This is a genomic window from Shewanella scandinavica (assembly GCF_031932065.1).
In the GTDB taxonomy this organism is placed as follows: domain Bacteria; phylum Pseudomonadota; class Gammaproteobacteria; order Enterobacterales; family Shewanellaceae; genus Shewanella; species Shewanella baltica.
In genome coordinates, this window is the sequence record NZ_JAUOES010000033.1 from 14,404 (window position 1) to 31,900 (window position 17,497).

The 17,497-nt window shown below is 48.7% G+C and carries 14 protein-coding genes; 1 reads left to right on the forward strand and 13 read right to left on the reverse strand.

Annotated elements, in window-relative coordinates; translation table 11 throughout:
• Positions 1-6: 6 nt before the first annotated feature.
• Genes mraY through mraZ form a run of 7 tightly spaced genes read right to left on the reverse strand, consistent with a single transcriptional unit; the run spans position 7 to position 7,489 of the window.
• On the reverse strand, positions 7-1,089 hold the full coding sequence (gene mraY, locus Q4Q50_RS20120) for a phospho-N-acetylmuramoyl-pentapeptide-transferase (RefSeq protein WP_006079891.1): 1,083 nt from the start codon (positions 1,087-1,089) through the stop codon (positions 7-9).
• On the reverse strand, positions 1,090-2,472 hold the full coding sequence (locus Q4Q50_RS20125) for a UDP-N-acetylmuramoyl-tripeptide--D-alanyl-D-alanine ligase (RefSeq protein WP_011982225.1): 1,383 nt from the start codon (positions 2,470-2,472) through the stop codon (positions 1,090-1,092).
• Positions 2,469-3,968, reverse strand: coding sequence for a UDP-N-acetylmuramoyl-L-alanyl-D-glutamate--2,6-diaminopimelate ligase (gene murE / locus Q4Q50_RS20130; protein WP_311900838.1), 1,500 nt, complete (start codon positions 3,966-3,968; stop codon positions 2,469-2,471). The genes Q4Q50_RS20125 and murE overlap by 4 nt, the downstream gene beginning before the upstream one ends.
• Positions 3,965-5,719: a peptidoglycan glycosyltransferase FtsI gene (locus Q4Q50_RS20135; protein ID WP_006079888.1), complete on the reverse strand. Its 1,755-nt coding sequence runs from the start codon at positions 5,717-5,719 to the stop codon at positions 3,965-3,967. The genes murE and Q4Q50_RS20135 overlap by 4 nt, the downstream gene beginning before the upstream one ends.
• A gap of 13 nt (positions 5,720-5,732) precedes the next feature.
• Complete coding sequence (gene ftsL, locus Q4Q50_RS20140) at positions 5,733-6,047, reverse strand: cell division protein FtsL (protein ID WP_006079887.1); 315 nt, start codon at positions 6,045-6,047, stop codon at positions 5,733-5,735.
• A gap of 10 nt (positions 6,048-6,057) precedes the next feature.
• On the reverse strand, positions 6,058-6,999 hold the full coding sequence (gene rsmH / locus Q4Q50_RS20145) for a 16S rRNA (cytosine(1402)-N(4))-methyltransferase RsmH (RefSeq protein WP_259511927.1): 942 nt from the start codon (positions 6,997-6,999) through the stop codon (positions 6,058-6,060).
• 31 nt (positions 7,000-7,030) lie between these two features.
• Positions 7,031-7,489 (reverse strand): division/cell wall cluster transcriptional repressor MraZ, encoded by a 459-nt coding sequence (mraZ, locus tag Q4Q50_RS20150; RefSeq protein WP_011982222.1) that lies wholly within the window; start codon positions 7,487-7,489, stop codon positions 7,031-7,033.
• Between the two features lie 737 nt (positions 7,490-8,226).
• Here mraZ and Q4Q50_RS20155 point away from each other — a divergent pair.
• Positions 8,227-8,556: a hypothetical protein gene (locus tag Q4Q50_RS20155; RefSeq protein WP_006079884.1), complete on the forward strand. Its 330-nt coding sequence runs from the start codon at positions 8,227-8,229 to the stop codon at positions 8,554-8,556.
• A 153-nt stretch (positions 8,557-8,709) separates the two neighbouring features.
• On the opposite strand, the gene glpK is transcribed toward Q4Q50_RS20155, so the two are convergent.
• The 6 genes from glpK to leuA form a co-directional block, all read right to left on the reverse strand.
• Positions 8,710-10,194: a glycerol kinase GlpK gene (glpK, locus tag Q4Q50_RS20160; protein WP_011982221.1), complete on the reverse strand. Its 1,485-nt coding sequence runs from the start codon at positions 10,192-10,194 to the stop codon at positions 8,710-8,712.
• 193 nt (positions 10,195-10,387) lie between these two features.
• Complete coding sequence (locus tag Q4Q50_RS20165) at positions 10,388-11,737, reverse strand: outer membrane protein transport protein (RefSeq protein ID WP_006079882.1); 1,350 nt, start codon at positions 11,735-11,737, stop codon at positions 10,388-10,390.
• Positions 11,738-12,263: 526 nt separating this feature from the next.
• On the reverse strand, positions 12,264-12,869 hold the full coding sequence (leuD, locus tag Q4Q50_RS20170; protein WP_311900841.1) for a 3-isopropylmalate dehydratase small subunit: 606 nt from the start codon (positions 12,867-12,869) through the stop codon (positions 12,264-12,266).
• Between the two features lie 27 nt (positions 12,870-12,896).
• Positions 12,897-14,303 carry a 3-isopropylmalate dehydratase large subunit gene (gene leuC, locus Q4Q50_RS20175; RefSeq protein WP_259583004.1) on the reverse strand — a complete coding sequence of 469 codons (1,407 nt, stop codon included), beginning with the start codon at positions 14,301-14,303 and terminating at the stop codon, positions 12,897-12,899.
• A complete protein-coding gene (gene leuB / locus Q4Q50_RS20180) occupies positions 14,303-15,397 on the reverse strand; it encodes a 3-isopropylmalate dehydrogenase (protein ID WP_006079879.1) in 1,095 nt (364 codons plus the stop codon). The genes leuC and leuB overlap by 1 nt, the downstream gene beginning before the upstream one ends.
• A 70-nt stretch (positions 15,398-15,467) precedes the next feature.
• Positions 15,468-17,036, reverse strand: a complete 1,569-nt coding sequence (gene leuA, locus Q4Q50_RS20185) for a 2-isopropylmalate synthase (RefSeq protein WP_259508110.1) — start codon at positions 17,034-17,036, stop codon at positions 15,468-15,470.
• Between the last annotated feature and the right edge of the window lie 461 nt (positions 17,037-17,497).

Consider the following 17,497-nt stretch of genomic DNA (forward strand, 5'->3'; position numbering starts at 1 on the left):
AACCAATTACCTTAACTTCAACGTGGCTAAGCCAAGTAAGACGAGGAATATCGAGATAATCCAAAAACGCACTATCACTCGAGGTTCGGGCCAACCTTTTAACTCATAGTGATGGTGTATCGGCGCCATGCGGAAAATACGCTGGCCGCGTAACTTGTACGAACCCACCTGCAGGATGACTGACAGGGTTTCCATCACGAACACACCGCCCATGATCACTAACAAAATTTCTTGGCGAACGAGCACTGCAATTGTGCCCAGTGCAGCACCTAATGACAGTGAACCCACATCGCCCATGAATACTTGCGCGGGGTAAGTGTTGAACCACAAAAAGCCCAGACCCGCACCGACAATGGCGGTACAGACAATCACAAGCTCACCCGAACCGGGTAAATGCGGAATATGTAAGTAGTTCGCAAACTGCGCGTGACCCGATAAATAAGCAATCAAGGCAAACGCCGCCGCGACCATTACCGTCGGCATAATGGCCAAACCGTCGAGGCCGTCGGTTAAGTTCACCGCATTGCTCGAACCCACAATAGTGAAGTACGCCAATACGATAAATACGGCGCCAAGTTGCGGCATCACGTCTTTAAAGAAAGGCACCACTAACTGAGTTTCACCTGGATTTGCCGCTGTGGCATACAGGAAAAAAGCAATGAGCAGCGCAGCTAAAGATTGCAGAATGTACTTCCAGCGCGCGATCAAACCTTTAGTGTCTTTACGCACCACTTTGCGGTAATCGTCGATAAAGCCGATCAAACCGAAACTGCCGAGCACAAACAACATCACCCACACATAGCGGCTACCGAGATCGCCCCACAGCAATACGCTGATGAAGATAGCAGCCAATATCAGCAAGCCACCCATAGTCGGCGTGCCACGCTTACTAAAATGTGATTCTGGACCATCGTTACGCACGACCTGACCAATTTGCAGTAATTGCAAACGTTCAATCAGTTTAGGGCCAAACCATAAGCTAAAAACCAATGCGGTCAATAAGCCTAAAATGGCTCGAAACGTCACATATGAAAACACGTTAAACCCGGTATGAAAACGGGTTAAATACTCGGCCAGATATACCAGCATTTACACTAACTCCCCACGCCCGAAGGCTACTGTTAGTCCATCCACGACCCGCTCCATGGCGGCGCTACGTGAACCTTTAACGAGAACCGTTACCTGTCCCGGTAACTGGTTAATATGCTTTATGAGTTTTTCTACTAACGTCGCCACACTGTCATAGTGCTCCGCACCGAAAGCTTGGCTCGTATGCTGACTTAACGTTCCGGTGCAAAACAAGGCATCTATCCCCTGTTGCTTGGCCAGTTGCCCTAGTTCAGCGTGTAAAAGGGGCGCATTGTCGCCTAATTCTCCTAAATCTCCCAGTACCAGACAGCGATTTTCAGAAATTTCCTTTAACCAAGCGATTGCCGCCCCAACAGACACCGGATTCGCGTTATAGCTATCGTCGATTAGACGTACGCGTCCCAATTGACTCGGCTGCATACGCCCTTTCACTGGCGTTAATTGGCTTAAGCCTTCGGCGATCTCTGTCAAACTTAATCCCAAAGCAATACAAACACTTGCAGCGGCGAGTGCATTACTCACCTGATGACGGCCCGCCAGTGGCAAGACTACTTGGCAAGATTCACCTAAATAATTGAGCATAAAACGATAGCAGCCATCGGCATTGGCCTTATGACCTGTAGCGATGACATCGATATGACGTTTAGCAGCACCATCTTGCTGGGAGAAACTCAGTTGCTTATAAGGTCTTGCCTTAACGCTCATAAAATCGGCGAAGGCATCATCGGCGTTGATGATGGCGGTGCCATCGGCCTGCAGATGATTAAAAATTTCCGACTTAGCCTGCGCGACCCCCGCTTGCGATCCAAATCCTTCTAAGTGGGCACTGCCGACGTTATTCACCAGCGCCACGTTCGGACGCACGAGTCCCGAGGTGTAATCAATTTCACCTTTATGGTTTGCGCCGAGTTCGAATATCCCAAACTCATCCGCTGGCGTTAAACGCAGCAAGGTAAGCGGCACACCGATTTCATTGTTGAAGTTACCAGCGGTATAGAGGATTTGATGCTTTGCCGACAGAATTGTCGCGATCATTTCCTTCACGCTGGTCTTGCCGTTTGAGCCAGTTAACGCCACGCAAATCGGATTGATTTGGTCACGGACATAAGCCCCAATCGCGCCCATGGCTTTTTGGCAATCGGGCACAATCAGCTGCGGAATATCAAAGGCTAACTCGCGCTCGACCATTAACGCCGCGGCGCCGTTCTCAATAGCGGTTGCAGCAAAATCATGGCCATCAAAACGCTCACCCTTTAAGGCTACAAACAGGGTTGCAGCGCCGATTTTGCGGCTATCACTGCTTAAATCTTCGATGGTGACGTCGTCACCGACTCGAAACGTACCTAAGTGTTGACTTAGGGTCTCGAGAGAAAGAGGGATCATCTTGATTGCTCCGATAACTGGCGTGCCAGGGCGCGTTCATCATAGTCATGACGCACACCTGCCGCCTCTTGGTAAGTTTCGTGGCCTTTGCCCGCAAGCAAGATCACATCGCCAGGTTTCGCAAATGCCACAACCTCTTTAATAGCTGCGATACGGTCAACCTGAGTCAATGCCTGCTGAGGGTTGATTAGCCCTTGGATAATATCGGTAATAATTTGCGCGGGGTCTTCACTACGCGCATTGTCGCTGGTCACCATAATGCGGTCGGCATATTGCTCTGCGGCTTTGCCCATCAAAGGACGCTTGCCCTTATCACGGTCGCCACCACAGCCAAATACGCACCATAAATCACCGGCACAATGGCGACGTAGCGCGTTTAACGCTTGTTCAATCGCATCTGGTGTATGGGCATAATCGACCACTAAGGTAATGTTATTCGCAGTTGTGAAACGCTCCATACGACCTGCGACGGGCGTTAGGTATTGCACTTGCTCGGCTAACGCTTTCATATCAAAACCTTGCAGATACAAGGCTGAGAGCGCCGCGAGTAAATTAGAGAGATTAAAGGCACCAAGAAGTGGTGAGTGGATTTGAGTCTCGCCCTCGGGCCAGACTAAGGTTGCACTGACACCTTGATCGTCAAACTTGGCATTTTTGGTATAAAAAGCCGCGGCTTGATGACCTTCAATACTAAAACCCCACATTTGCGCAGGCACAGATTTAAGTTCAGTCAACCAAGACTCGCTAACTGTGTCGTCGAGATTCAATAAACCGTGACCTAAGGTGCTGAAACGAAATAGGCTTTGCTTAGCGGCGGCATAGCTTTCCATGTCGCCGTGGTAATCGAGGTGATCGCGCGTCAGATTGGTAAACACGGCAACATCGAATGGTACTGCATCGACGCGGCCTTGCACTAAGCCGTGGCTCGACACTTCCATGGCGCAGACACTCGCGCCTTGGGCTTCAAAGTCATGCAACTGGCGCATTAGGGTAATCGCATCGGCTGTGGTATTGCCGCTATCGACAAGCTCGCCCCAGAGACCATTTCCAAGGGTGCCCATCACAGCGGCTTTGCGGCCGAGCGACGTTATCAGCTGGGCAATCAGTTGGCTTGTCGAGGTTTTACCATTGGTGCCAGTAATACCAATCACCCCAAGGGATGTTGTCGCAGACTGATGCGCTAAGGGATAACGCTGGGCGGCGATGGCTGATACTTGGCGACTCAACTGGAAGAAATAAATCTGCACACCGTGCTCAGCATTATCGCTGTGCAACACTTTGCCATGCTGATCAGCATCATCCGTGTGGACTAATACGGCTGCGGCACTTAAATCTAAGGCTTTTTCAATAAACTGTCTGCCATCAACCTTATGTCCTGGCAGCGCCAAAAACACATCGCCGCGACGTATTGCGCGGCTATCTAAGGTTAAATCGTTGAAGGACTGCGCGCCGGCATAATGCAGCCAAGGCGCGAGCAGATCCCGTAATAACATCATTCTGCTCTCCCGGCGGCGATACCCGCCAATTGCACTTGTTCTTTATCGGTAATGGGTTCAACGTTTAACATTTGCAGTGCGCCAGACATGACTTTGGCAAATGCCGGCCCCGCCACTGAACCACCATAATAGAGATCGCCCTTGGGCTCGTTCACCACCACCACTATCGCTAACTTAGGATTATTCGCCGGGGCAACACCTGCAAATAATGCAACATAATCATCACCATAACCGCCAGCAACCGCCTTACGACTTGTGCCTGACTTGCCCGCAACCGGATAACCGTCAATATGCGCCAAGGTGCCGGTGCCGCCTTTTTCTGTCACGCCGACCAGCATTTGCATCACATCGTGGGCCACATCTTCAGAAATAACTCGCTCACCGACGGGGGGCTTTTTCAGTTTCATAATTGAGACGGGGAATAAGGTGCCGCCATTGCCTAAGGTGGCATACATGCGCGCAAGTTGCAGTGTGGTTGCCGTTAAACCGTAACCGAAGGACAAGGTGGCGCGCTCAAAGTCAGACCAACGATGGCGATCTTGAATTACGCCCGCGCTTTCACCCGTAAGGTTGATCCCTGAGAAACTACCGAGTCCCATAGATTGATAGGTGCCGAGTAACTGCTGCACCGGAATAGATAAGGCCAATTTACTGATGCCTACGTTACTGGATTTAGCCAGAATACGCGCCAAACTCATGTCGCCGTAGTTGGCAGGGTCGCGTACTTGGCGGCCGCCTAAACGCATCCAACCCGGTGAAGTGGCAATAATGTCGGTCGATTTAACTGTGCCCGCTTCAAGCGCCGCAGCCACGACAAAGGGCTTAATGGTCGAACCTGGCTCGAAGGTATCTGTCATCGCGCGGTTACGCATTCTGAAGGTTTGCAGATTGTCGCGCGCATTGGGGTTGTACGATGGCGTATTTACCATCGCCAAGACTTCACCGGTGTGAATATCGAGTACGACGATGGAACCTGAAGTTGCTTGGTTCATCTCTGTGGTGCGTTTCAGCTCGCGGTATGCTAACTGCTGAATCCGTTGATCTATGCTGAGCACGAGATCATTCGGGCTTTCGCCTTCTTGGATGATATCGAGGCGCTCAACCACATGACCATCGCGGGATTTACGCACTTTCTGTTTTGAAGGCGTGCCCGTTAGCCAGCTGTTATAAGCATTTTCTACGCCTTCAATCCCAACATCATCAATGTTTGTGATACCGATAAGCTGAGCAGTGATTTCACCACCAGGGTAATAGCGGCGGGATTCAGATTTAAGGAAAACACCGGGTAATTTCAGCTGAGTGATGTAGTCCGCAACCGCAGGGGTAATTTGGCGTTTCAAGTAGGTAAAGCGTTTGGTGGGATTACTGCGCACCCGATCTAATATGTCTTCTACGGGTTCATGCAACACATCAGCTAAAGCTTGCCAGCGGCGCATATCCGCAAAGCCATTGTTATCGTTAACTTGTTTAGGGTCGGCCCAAACGGCACGCACTGGCACACTGACGGCCAACATGTCGCCATTGCGATCAGTGATCAAACCACGCTGCACCTCACGGCTCGTAGTCCGTAAGGTACGCATATCGCTTTCATGGCGTAATTTGTCAGGTTCGATAATTTGAATGTAGGCTGCGCGTCCCACTAGGCTGCAAAATAGCGTACACACAAACCCCACCACTACGTATAAACGCCAATGGATTAGTTGTGGTTTCTGCGGTTTGCTTACCCGTTTGATTTTCGCTTGCCTAGTCATATCTTCCCTATACTCACGGCACCTTTACCACAACTTCTTCGCTGGGTAACGGACGACTCATGTTGAGTTCCTTAGAGGCAATGCGCGTAATACGACTGTGTTCAGTCTGCGATTGCTCTTCTAATAATAAATTGCGCCACTCAATATCTAATCTGTCTCGCTCTTGCAGTAACTGGTCCCACTGGGTCGTTAGTTGGCGGCTAATATGGCTACCATAAACAACCGCGACCGCATTGCAGAGCACGAGCAGAGCTAATAACAAGATCCATTTGTGCAGCCATAAATCGTGTAAGACGATCCGTGGCAGATTGATCGAGGGCTTACTCACAGTGCGCCCCTTAGTAATCTAAACGCTCGGCAATGCGTAACACTGAGCTGCGAGCTCTGGCATTGCGTTCGATTTCTTCGTCGGATGGCATAATCGCCTTGCCCACGGCGCGTAACTTACGCGACTTGTTAATTTGATCTTCAGTGACCGGAAAACCGTGCGGCACACTTTCGCCTTGGCTATGGCGGCGAATAAAGCGCTTCACGATACGATCTTCTAAAGAGTGGAAACTGATGACCGACAAGCGCCCTTGGGGAGCCAGTACATTGACGGCACCTTCAAGCGCTTGATCAATTTGATCTAATTCACTATTGATATAAATCCGGATTGCCTGAAACACTCGAGTTGCAGGGTGCTTATTGCGTTCTTTACTTTTAGTGATACGCGCGATCAAATCGGCTAAATCTTTAGTTCGTAAAAACGGGGTTTTATCACGATCGGCTGCGATACAACGGGCAATATGGCGAGCGTTTTTCTCTTCGCCGTAGGTTTTAAATACCCAAGCCATATCCTCAATTTCTGCGCGAGCTAACCACTGAGCAGCTGTTTGGCCTTGGCTGTTATCCATGCGCATATCGAGCGGGCCATCACGCATAAAACTAAAGCCACGTTCGGCATCGTCGAGCTGAGGTGAAGACACACCTAAATCGAGTAATACGCCATCTATTTTGCCCACAAGCCCAAGCTCTGCAACATAATCGGCTAATTGGCCAAAACCACCATGCACGATTTGAAAGCGTGGATCGTCAGCAAATTGTTTTGCCGCTTCAATCGCTTGAGGGTCACGGTCGATTGCGATCAATCGGCCATTTTCACCGAGTTGCTGCAACACTTGTCTTGAATGACCACCGCGGCCGAACGTGCCATCGATATAGATGCCATCGTCTTTGATGTTTAAACCGCCAACCGTTTCTGCTAGCAGCACGGATAAATGGGCAAATTCCTGACTCATTACTCTCTTCTTATTTAGTTATCGCGACTCGTTAAAGTGAAAAATCCGCGAGGCGCTCGTTACTGGCAAGCTCCTCACTTCGAATCGTTTCCTGACACTCATCGATTTGCTGCAGCCAAGATTGCTCATCCCACAGCTCAAATTTGTTCAATTGCCCCACCAGCATGATGCGCTTATCTAAATTGGCATATTGCCTTAGCGGTGGCGGCAGTAATATGCGCCCATTACCGTCGAGCTCCACTTCGTGGGCGTAACCGAGTAACAGACGTTTTAACGATCTCTGGGTTTTATCGGTATCGGAAAGCTTTAACAACTTAGCTTCGATCAATTCCCATTCATGGATTGGATACAAGAGTAAACAAGCGGATTGGATGTCGACGGTAATCACGATGCGGCCTTGGTGCTCAAGCTGCAAAGGTTCGCGGTATCGCACTGGAATAGCGATCCGTCCCTTTGTATCTAAGTTGATAGCACTGGCTCCACGAAACACGCTAATTCATCCTTTCCTGTGATTTTTGATCCACAAATATCCACTATTTCCCACAACTGCTAAGTTTAGGGACAGTCGACAAGCAATGTCAAGGGATGGGATCCTTTTATAAATCCAGTCGGCAAGCGGGTTAGCAGCATGTTGAGCACTTAACCTAGCGACAAACTTTTGACATGAAAGACCACGAGAGATCGACTAAACAGAAGAAACTACAGGAATAAATTGCGCCGAAATATTCAGCAACCTTTTGCTTTCAGGTGCTTGCGATGAAAAAAATGGGGGATTAATTCTGTATTTGTGGGATTTTACGGGTCGAGGAATAACCTTAAACCCAAAAAAGTAACAAAATAAACTTAAACTCAACCTTATTAGACAGTCAAAAAAGAGTTGGATTTAGCACGAAAATCTAAATAATTATCCGAAATAAAGACGATCATCTTTTTGCAGATGGTTGAATATTAATGTCACGATTGCGAGAAAGCTCAACGTTCCCACTCCAAATCCCGCAAAGCACCACGCGAATCCAACAAACTCACCTCAATTTTGCACTCGCTACTATTGTTCCTTCTCAACCACTGTGGTTCCTTCACAATGAGTGCCGCTTTGGTTAGCATCGATTGCTGGTGCTTAGATCTTAACCCCCCTCATTCGCCTTAACGACTTAAACCGCGTATAGTCTAAATATTGACCGACTCCTGCCGATAACATGTTGAGAGGTGTAATAACAAGGAGGCGTTATGAGTGGATTGGATAGCATTTATGCCATGCTGGCGCAGCCAGTGAAAGCCGTGTTGCACCCTAAACGGGTCGTCGACCAAGTGAGTAGTGCAACCGCAAATGCCCCCGATAGCCATGAAACACCGCAGTCGCAGTTACCCCCAACGTTAGAAGGGCGCGACGCGAAAGTCAGGGAGAGACGCAAAGATGCTGATAACAACAAGAATAAGAAACGCCGTGCATCGGATGAGCCTGAAGAATTAAAAGAAGGTGTCGTGCTTGAAGTGACCGACGATACCGCGGAAATCAAAAAGCCACCGAGCCAACATATTATTGATGTTGAAGTATAAATCCGTACTGATATAAAACGGAAAAGGCGCAATCCTATTGGATTAGCGCCTTTTTATTCACCACAATCGAGTCACATTTCAAACCAACTCAATATCAAATTTAAGCATGTCTCAAGTCCAACGACTTGAGTTGAATAGCTTAAGTCGAATAGCTTAGGCGCGAGTTCTGGCGACGGCATCTTGCCAACCTGCGTATAACCGCACCCGAGTCTCGGCATCAATATTGGGGATAAAATGCTTATCGATACAAGCTTTATGTTCAAGCTCTATGACACTCTCCCAAAAGCCCACAGCCAACCCAGCTAAAAATGCCGCGCCCAAAGCCGTTGTCTCACAAACACTCGGCCTTAGTACTTCGACATCGGTGATATCGGCTTGAAACTGCATCAAAAAATCATTGGCGACCGCGCCGCCATCCACCTTCAAACGCTTAAGGCTAACGCCACTGTCTTTGGTCATGGCATCGAGTAAATCTTTACTCTGATAAGCAATGGATTCTAACGCCGCCCGAATAATATGATTACGGTTGGCGCCACGGGTTAAACCAAAGAGTGCGCCACGGGCATTGGGATCCCAATAGGGCGCCCCGAGTCCAACAAAAGCGGGCACTAAATACACGCCATTGGTATCAGCAACCTTAGAGGCAAAATACTCAGTATCACTGGCGTCACGAATAAGCCCAAGTTCATCGCGCAGCCATTGAATAGTCGCGCCACCCATGAAGACTGAACCTTCGAGGGCATAGTTCACTTCGCCCTTCGGTCCCACGGCAACTGTGGTCAGTAACCCATGGTTAGAGCGCACCGCTTTGGTCCCGGTATTCATCAATAAAAAACAGCCAGTGCCATAGGTATTCTTCGCCATGCCGGGCTCGACACACAGCTGACCAAAAAGCGCCGCTTGTTGGTCACCCGCCATCCCCGCGACTTGAATTTCACTGCCTTCACCAGCAATCCGCGTGGTGCCATACACACTGCAGGAAGGCTTCACTTCGGGCAACAAAGACAAGGGAATGTCTAAAGCTTCAAGTAACTTGTTATCCCAAGTCAGGCTATGGATATTAAACAGCATAGTACGGGCGGCATTGGTGGGATCGGTGACATGCACTTTGCCCTCGGTTAACTTCCACACTAGCCAAGTATCGATAGTGCCGAACAACAACTCACCGCGTTCAGCTTGCGCACGGGCATTGGGCACATTATCCAGAATCCACTTGATCTTAGTGCCTGAAAAATAAGGGTCGAGTAATAGACCTGTGTTTTCACGCACATACTCTTCTAGCCCTTGAGCTTTGAGTTGCTCACAAATTTCAGAGCTGCGACGGCACTGCCACACAATCGCGTTATAGATAGGTTTACCTGTGGCTTTCTCCCAAATGACAGTGGTTTCCCGCTGATTGGTAATGCCAATCGCGGCCACTTCATCGCTGTGGATCCCCGCGCGCGCCAGCACTTCAACTAACACTGAACTTTGGCTTGCCCAGATCTCCATGGGATCATGCTCGACCCAACCCGGATTTGGATACAACTGGGTGAATTCCCGCTGAGACACGCTGACAATGTTTGCATCGTGATCGAACACTATCGCCCTTGAGCTGGTCGTGCCTTGATCTAAGGCAACCACGTATTTTTTCTGCACGCTACTATCCTATCTGAACTCTCCGCCGCCTTTTTATGCCGGTGAGAGTTAACATGATCCACTACTTATGCAATGAATATATTCGTAATTTTCTGCCGTGACCAGCAAGCAAGCCGAAAAACAAGATAACGCCACCATGCTATAGCCATAAAAAAGCCCTGAAGATTCAGGGCTTTTTTAAACTACGCAGAACTTACATCTTATAGCTCATCTGGATACCCGCAAGCCACACATCGCCGCTCGCTTCACCGTTAAAGTTAACGGCCGCTAAGCCCAGTAGGTTTTGCTGTTCGTTGATTGGCGCATCGCCAGTTGCTTTGATATACGTCACAGCGAAATCAACGTTCAGATTCTTAGTCGCCTGATAACCGGCACCGACAGAGAACCACAGACGGTCAGAGTCTGGAATTGTAGTTGTGCGCCACTCGTCATTTGCTGCCGTTTTGTCTAAAGCAACACCGGCACGCACTAACCAGTCATTATTCACTTGGTAAGTGGTTCCCAGCGCGAAACGCCAGTTATCTTCAAAGTGTTCTTCTTTAACTAAATCAGACTCTAAATCGCCCTTAGGTTTAACGTCACCGGGGAAATAAGCCACCAGCTGATCAAATACACTCCAATCGGTCCAGTTCACGCTCGCGTGCATGGCCCAGTTATCGGTCAATTGATGATGGGAAGCTATCTCTGCAAAGGCGGGCAATTCAAGGGGTAAATACCCTTCGATAGACACATCTTGGCCGCCGGTATACAAGACGCCAGAAGCATGACCATCTAAGTCCAATTGCACGCCGCTATGATACGCAAAACCTAAACGGTGAGCCGGATTAATTTGCCAGCTTGCACCTAACTGCCAGCCGTAACCCACATCATCACCCTTCATGCTTTTCAGCTCAGTGCCACCAGGAGGTAACATTGCCTGCACGGGAGCAGGCAGAGCAGGTTTGATACCATCGACCCAACCGGGTAATGACGCACCAATTTCGCCTTCACCATAAACGATACGTACACCAGCACCGACGCTAACAGCATCATTGATGCGATAAGCGATGTTTGGATTAAACTCAACGGTTGTAACCGAAGTCTTGTTACCAAAAATAGCCGCGGCGTGAGTCGCAGGTAATTCAGTGGCTAGACCATAGTTAGAATTTACCGCTAGGCCCCAAGTCCATTGATCATTTAACTGATTTGAGTAATAAAAGTTTGGCACCAGTGCGTCATCGGCCACATCCAGTGCATCGCCACCTTTCATAACAACAGGATCTGGGCCAAGCAACGGCGAGCTAATGCTGACATCGCCAGTCACATCGACGTTTGGCATGACATAAATACCACCCGTTGATAACTGACGACCTTCAAGGTAGGTCAACATGGCTGGATTACGTGCTTGAGCCGAAGCGTTATCCGCCATAGCCGCTTCACCGGCAAAGGCGCGGCCTAAGCCTGTGGCAGAATATTCGGCTAATTGAAAACCAGCGGCATGGAGTTGAGTCGTTGAACTTAACAAGGCTGCAGTGACAGCCAAAGTCAGAAGACGTTTTTGCATCGTTATTCTCTAATAATATTATTGTTATCTGTACTACTTAAATGAGTACTGCGGCGTTCAGGCAAAATAGAGCAAACACTCCAGATTGAATGCGAAGCAGTTTACTTATGCAGAAGATGTTTGCAACCAAAGGAGATAAAACAGACAAAAACTCTAGCTAACGATGACTTTAAAACAGATTTAGTGACCAATATCACCATTTAAACAAAACTCAGCCTATATTCGCCCAGTTACTATTCGCAATGCTGATTAACTCAATATGGTGAAATCAAAAAATAACCATAATAAACAACAAAATAAAATAAAAAATCGCAGAAACACGTGTAAATCATTCAGATGTAACAAATTCAGCATAAATCACTATCGATACAAAAATTCTATGACACACAAACAGCAGTAAAAATTTATCAATTAAAATACAACTAGTTAAACCATGAGTAGATGATGATTTAAAACAAAAGCGCCTAGGTGTTAACCTAGGCGCTTAAATATGGACTCAACACCAGTACAAATGTACGCTGAAAAACTAACGACGCCAGCCTTGGATTTGGGTTTCGTACTGACTGATTTGCGCAGCATGGGACAAGGTCAACCCAATCGCATCTAAACCGTTGAGTAACTTATGTCTCGCCGATTCTGCCAGCGTAAAACTAAACTCGGCGCCCGACGGTGAAATCACTTTGCAGCTTGTGAGATCAACCGTAATTTGTGCGCCTGCTTCTGCCGTCACTTCATCCATTAATTGGCGCACCTGCGCGTGAGTTAACGCCACAGGTAACAGGCCGTTATTGATTGAGTTACCGTAAAAAATATCAGCAAAACTCGGCGCAATAATCGCACGCAGACCAAAGTCTGCAAGCGCCCAAGGCGCATGTTCGCGACTTGAACCACAACCAAAGTTTTCCTGCGCCAAAAGAATCGACGCGCCTTTATAGCGGCTTTGATTCAATGAAAACTCAGGGTTAGGCAGATCGCCCGCATCATCTAAATAACGCCAGTCGTGGAATAAGTGCACGCCAAAACCATCGCGCGTCACCTTAGACAAAAACTGTTTCGGAATGATCTGATCCGTATCGATATTGGTGCTGTCTATCATGACCGCAAGCCCGGTATGGGTCGTAAAAGGTTGCATTAACTTCTCCTCTTGGGTTTACGGTAATTAGTAAGGTTTACGAATATCGACAAAATGCCCCGCCACCGCAGCGGCTGCAGCCATTGCTGGACTCACCAAATGGGTACGACTGCCGCGACCTTGGCGACCTTCGAAGTTACGATTACTGGTCGAGGCGCAGCGATCGCCCGCCTCTAATCTGTCATCGTTCATCGCTAAACACATAGAACAACCCGGTAAACGCCACTCAAATCCCGCTTCGATAAAGATTTTATCTAAGCCTTCGGCTTCAGCTTGTGCTTTCACTTGGCCAGAACCTGGAACGACAATCGCGGTGACGCCACTCGCGACTTTACGGCCTTTGGCATGTACGGCGGCGCTGCGTAAATCTTCAATCCGTGAGTTAGTACAAGAACCGATAAACACCTTGTTGATACTGATGTCTGTCATCGGCGTACCCGCACTCAGGCCAATGTATTCTAAAGCCTTTTCCATACTAGCTCGGGTGCTTGGGTTAGCTTCATTAATGGGATCAGGTACTTTGCCATCGATTGCCACTACTTGGCCTGGGTTAGTACCCCAAGTCAATTGTGGCGCGATATCGGCGGCATCTAACTCAACGACAGCATCAAACACCGCGCCGTCATCGGTTTTAATGGCTTTCCAGTAAGCGACAGCCTCAGTCCAATCTTCGCCCTTTGGCGCAAATTCGCGGCCTGCTAAATAATCAAAAGTGGTTTGATCCGGCGCGACCATGCCCGCCTTCGCGCCCATCTCAATCGCCATGTTACACACTGTCATGCGGCCTTCCATCGACAGGGCTTCGATCGCCTCACCGCAGAACTCCACCACGTAACCCGTGCCACCATCCATGCCGATTTTGCCAATAATAGCGAGGACGATATCTTTGGCGGTCACGCCATCGGTGACATGACCACGCACTTCAATCTTCATGGTTTTAGCTTTTAACTGACGCAGCGTTTGCGTTGCTAACACGTGCTCAACTTCCGAAGTGCCAATCCCAAACGCCAATGCGCCAAAGGCGCCGTGGGTGGCGGTATGGGAATCGCCACACACAATCACAGTGCCGGGTAAGGTAATGCCTAGCTCAGGGCCCATCACATGCACAATCCCTTGATTAGGATGGTGAATATCATATAAGCGCACGCCAAAGTCTTTACAGTTTTGCGCTAGGGTTTCCACCTGAGTGCGCGCCATCGGGCTTAGGGCATCTAAACTGGCGCTGCGAGTAGAAGTATTATGATCCATAGTCGCAAAGGTTTTTTCCGGCGCGCGCAGCTTACGGCCCGCGACCTTCAAACCGCTGAATGCTTGAGGTGACGTCACTTCATGGACTAAATGTCTGTCGACATAAATGACCGGCGCTTCGCCCTCGGGAGAAGCAACGATATGTGCATCCCATACTTTTTGGTACAAGGTCTTTGCGTTTGTCATTACACACCTTCCTTTATAGCATTGGCGATAAAGTCACCCATTTCTGCCGTCGATTTCGCTTCACTACGCTTGTCGCTGCTCAATAACTCACCGGTTAAATAGCCAGAGTTCAAGGCTTTGCTCACGGCGCGCTCAATCGCACTCGCCGCTTCTTCTTGTTTCAAGCTATGACGCAACATTAATGCTGCTGACAGAATTTGCGCGACTGGGTTGGCTATCCCTTTACCTGCGATATCCGGCGCACTGCCACCTGCTGGTTCGAATAAACCAAAACCACTGCTGTTCATGCTCGCCGAGGACAACAAGCCCATAGAGCCCGTTAACATGGCGATTTCGTCGGATAAAATGTCACCGAACAGGTTAGAACATAACATAACATCGAACTCATCGGGGCGACGCAGCAGTTGCATGGTCGCGTTATCGATATAGATATGTTCCAGCTCGACATCGGGAAAATCAACCGCCACTTCTTCAACCACTTGGCGCCACAACACTGAACAAGCCAGTACGTTGGCTTTATCCACTGAGGTGACTTTTTTACGACGACCACGGGCGGCTTCAAAGGCGATGCGGGCGATACGGCTAATTTCGCGGCGGCTATAACGCATAGTATCGAAGGCTTCTTCATTCTCGCCTTCACCTTGGCGGCCCTTTGGCTTACCAAAATAAATGCCACCGGTTAACTCACGCACACATAAAACATCAAAGCCACGGGCAGAGATATCGCTACGCAGCGGTGACATATGCTCTAGGCCATCGTGCAGTTTGGCTGGGCGCAGATTGCAAAACAGTTCGAAGTGACCACGCAGAGGCAATAGCGCGCCGCGCTCAGGTTGTTCATTTGGCGGTAACTTTTCCCACTTAGGGCCGCCGACTGAACCAAATAGAATCGCATCGGCCGCTTCACAACCTTTTAGCGTGGCATCGGGTAGTGGGCAACCGTGGTTATCGATGGCAATACCGCCGACATCGTATTGCGTATATTCGATATTCAAATCGAATCGCGCTTCCACTTCACGTAGCACTTTACGCGCCTCTGCCATCACTTCTGGGCCGATCCCGTCCCCTGCTAATACTGCTACTTGATAACTCATACGCCAGCCAACTCCTTTAAATGTGAATGCTTTATGCTCGACCTTGCTATTCTTTGGAAGCTTTTAGCGACTAGACGCCGCCTAGCTCTCGATTCTTTTGCATGCTTTGTTTGTAATCGGCGACCTTGTCTGCGCGGCACGTTAAGTTCATCACATGCACTAAAGCGCGCGCCGAGGCTTCAACGACATCGGTCGCTAAACCTACACCGTGGAAGTTTTGATCGTGGTAAACGGCGGTAATGTCCACTTGACCTAAGGCATTTTGGCCTACGCCCTTAGCGCCTAACTTGTAGCTGATGATGTCGATACGACGATCAGTAGCACGGGCAATGGCGTTATAGGCGGCATCAACGGGACCATTGCCAGTTGCGGCTTCGGTTTTAATTTCACCGCCCACTTCAATACGAACGGTAGCTGTGGCAACGCCTTCGGTAGAGTCAGACTGCACCACTAATTGCTGCAATTGATAGTGATTGTCTTCTTCAGCCTGTGCTTCCATAAAGGCTAAGGCTTCTAAATCATAATCAAATACTTGTCCCTTTTTATCTGCCAATTTTAGGAACTCTTCGTACAGCGCATCCATATTGTAATCGTGCTCGCTATAACCCATTTCCTCCATGCGATGCTTGATCACATGGCGACCAGAACGCGAGGTCATATTTAAGTTATTGCGATTCAAACCTATGCTTTCTGGCGTCATGATTTCATAGGTATTTTGCGCTTTTAACATGCCATCCTGATGGATACCCGACGAATGGGTAAAGGCATTGGCACCGACAATCGCTTTGTTAGCCTGCACAGGCATGTTGCATAACTGGCTGACTAAATTAGAAGTACGGTGGATTTCCTTGGCGTTAATGCCTGTTTCCAAACCCAGCATGCCCTTACGCGTCGCTAAAATCATAGCGATCTCTTCCAATGAACAGTTACCCGCACGCTCACCTATACCATTGATCGTACATTCGATTTGACGCGCACCGTGTTGCACTGCGGTTATCGAGTTCGCCACTGACAAACCTAAGTCATCGTGGCAATGCACTGAGATCACCGCTTGGTCGATATTCGGCACGCGGTTAAACAGAGTTTGGATAATAGTGCCAAACTCGCTTGGCACTGTGTAACCGACCGTATCGGGAATGTTAATGGTACGCGCGCCAGCAAGAATGGCGGCCTCCACCATGCGACACAGATTGTCGATTGGCGTACGCCCCGCATCCTCACAGGAAAACTCCACATCGTCGGTAAAGCGACGGGCGTATTTCACTGCGCCCACCGCCATTTCTAACACTTGATCAAACGAGCGCTTCAGCTTGCTTTCCACATGAATCGTCGATGTCGAAATAAACGTATGGATACGGAATTGATCAGCAACAGACAAGGCCTGCGCCGCAGCATCTATGTCCTTTTCAAGTGCACGGGATAACGCACAAACGCGGCTATTTTTGATGGTGCGCGCTATGGTTTGCACCGACTCAAAATCACCGGGTGATGAGACAGGAAAACCCACTTCCATCACATCAACACCTAGACGTTCCAGCGCCATGGCGATCTGTAACTTTTCTTTGACCGAAAGGCTTGCGGCTAACGCCTGCTCACCATCACGTAAGGTCGTATCAAATATAATTACTCTGTTAGACATCTCGCTTCTCCATGGAACGTCACCGTTCATTATTTAACTTTTGCCGTATTCAGATACAAAAAACCCCGCAACATTGGTGCGGGGTTTGTGAATGCTTTGCCTATTTATCGAGCGTGCAACACTAAGACCTCCGCGTATAAACCGCGAGGAGAGAGAGGAGGAGGTCGAGTTTGCTGCTAATTCTATTCATTTTATTTAAATATTTATTCTGTTCAAATAATCTAGGACGGTTAATATTTAACTTGCCTAGCCAAGAGTGTCAACCCTAATTTTTTCATGTTCCACTGTTCCGCCCCGTCTTAAGGCCAATAACTGTGAGTTTTATCGCCAAATTAGTGATCGACCCCACAGAATTAACCCGCTGTTTGGATTCAGAAATCACTGGGATGTGTTAACTTATTTCTCTTAGAAAAAAATAGTTTTTTATGCAAAAAATGATTAAGTAAAGTTATAATCCCGCC

Excerpts from the sequence above, each read along its gene's own strand:
- mraY (WP_006079891.1), bottom strand. The coding sequence starts at position 1,089 with ATGCTGGTATATCTGGCCGAGTATTTAACCCGTTTTCATACCGGGTTT.
- Q4Q50_RS20125 (WP_011982225.1), bottom strand. The coding sequence starts at position 2,472 with ATGATCCCTCTTTCTCTCGAGACCCTAAGTCAACACTTAGGTACGTTT.
- murE (WP_311900838.1), bottom strand. The coding sequence starts at position 3,968 with ATGATGTTATTACGGGATCTGCTCGCGCCTTGGCTGCATTATGCCGGC.
- Q4Q50_RS20135 (WP_006079888.1), bottom strand. The coding sequence starts at position 5,719 with ATGACTAGGCAAGCGAAAATCAAACGGGTAAGCAAACCGCAGAAACCA.
- rsmH (WP_259511927.1), bottom strand. The coding sequence starts at position 6,999 with ATGAGTCAGGAATTTGCCCATTTATCCGTGCTGCTAGCAGAAACGGTT.
- Q4Q50_RS20155 (WP_006079884.1), top strand. The coding sequence starts at position 8,227 with ATGAGTGGATTGGATAGCATTTATGCCATGCTGGCGCAGCCAGTGAAA.
- Q4Q50_RS20165 (WP_006079882.1), bottom strand. The coding sequence starts at position 11,737 with ATGCAAAAACGTCTTCTGACTTTGGCTGTCACTGCAGCCTTGTTAAGT.
- leuD (WP_311900841.1), bottom strand. The coding sequence starts at position 12,869 with ATGCAACCTTTTACGACCCATACCGGGCTTGCGGTCATGATAGACAGC.
- leuC (WP_259583004.1), bottom strand. The coding sequence starts at position 14,303 with ATGACAAACGCAAAGACCTTGTACCAAAAAGTATGGGATGCACATATC.
- leuB (WP_006079879.1), bottom strand. The coding sequence starts at position 15,397 with ATGAGTTATCAAGTAGCAGTATTAGCAGGGGACGGGATCGGCCCAGAA.
- leuA (WP_259508110.1), bottom strand. The coding sequence starts at position 17,036 with ATGTCTAACAGAGTAATTATATTTGATACGACCTTACGTGATGGTGAG.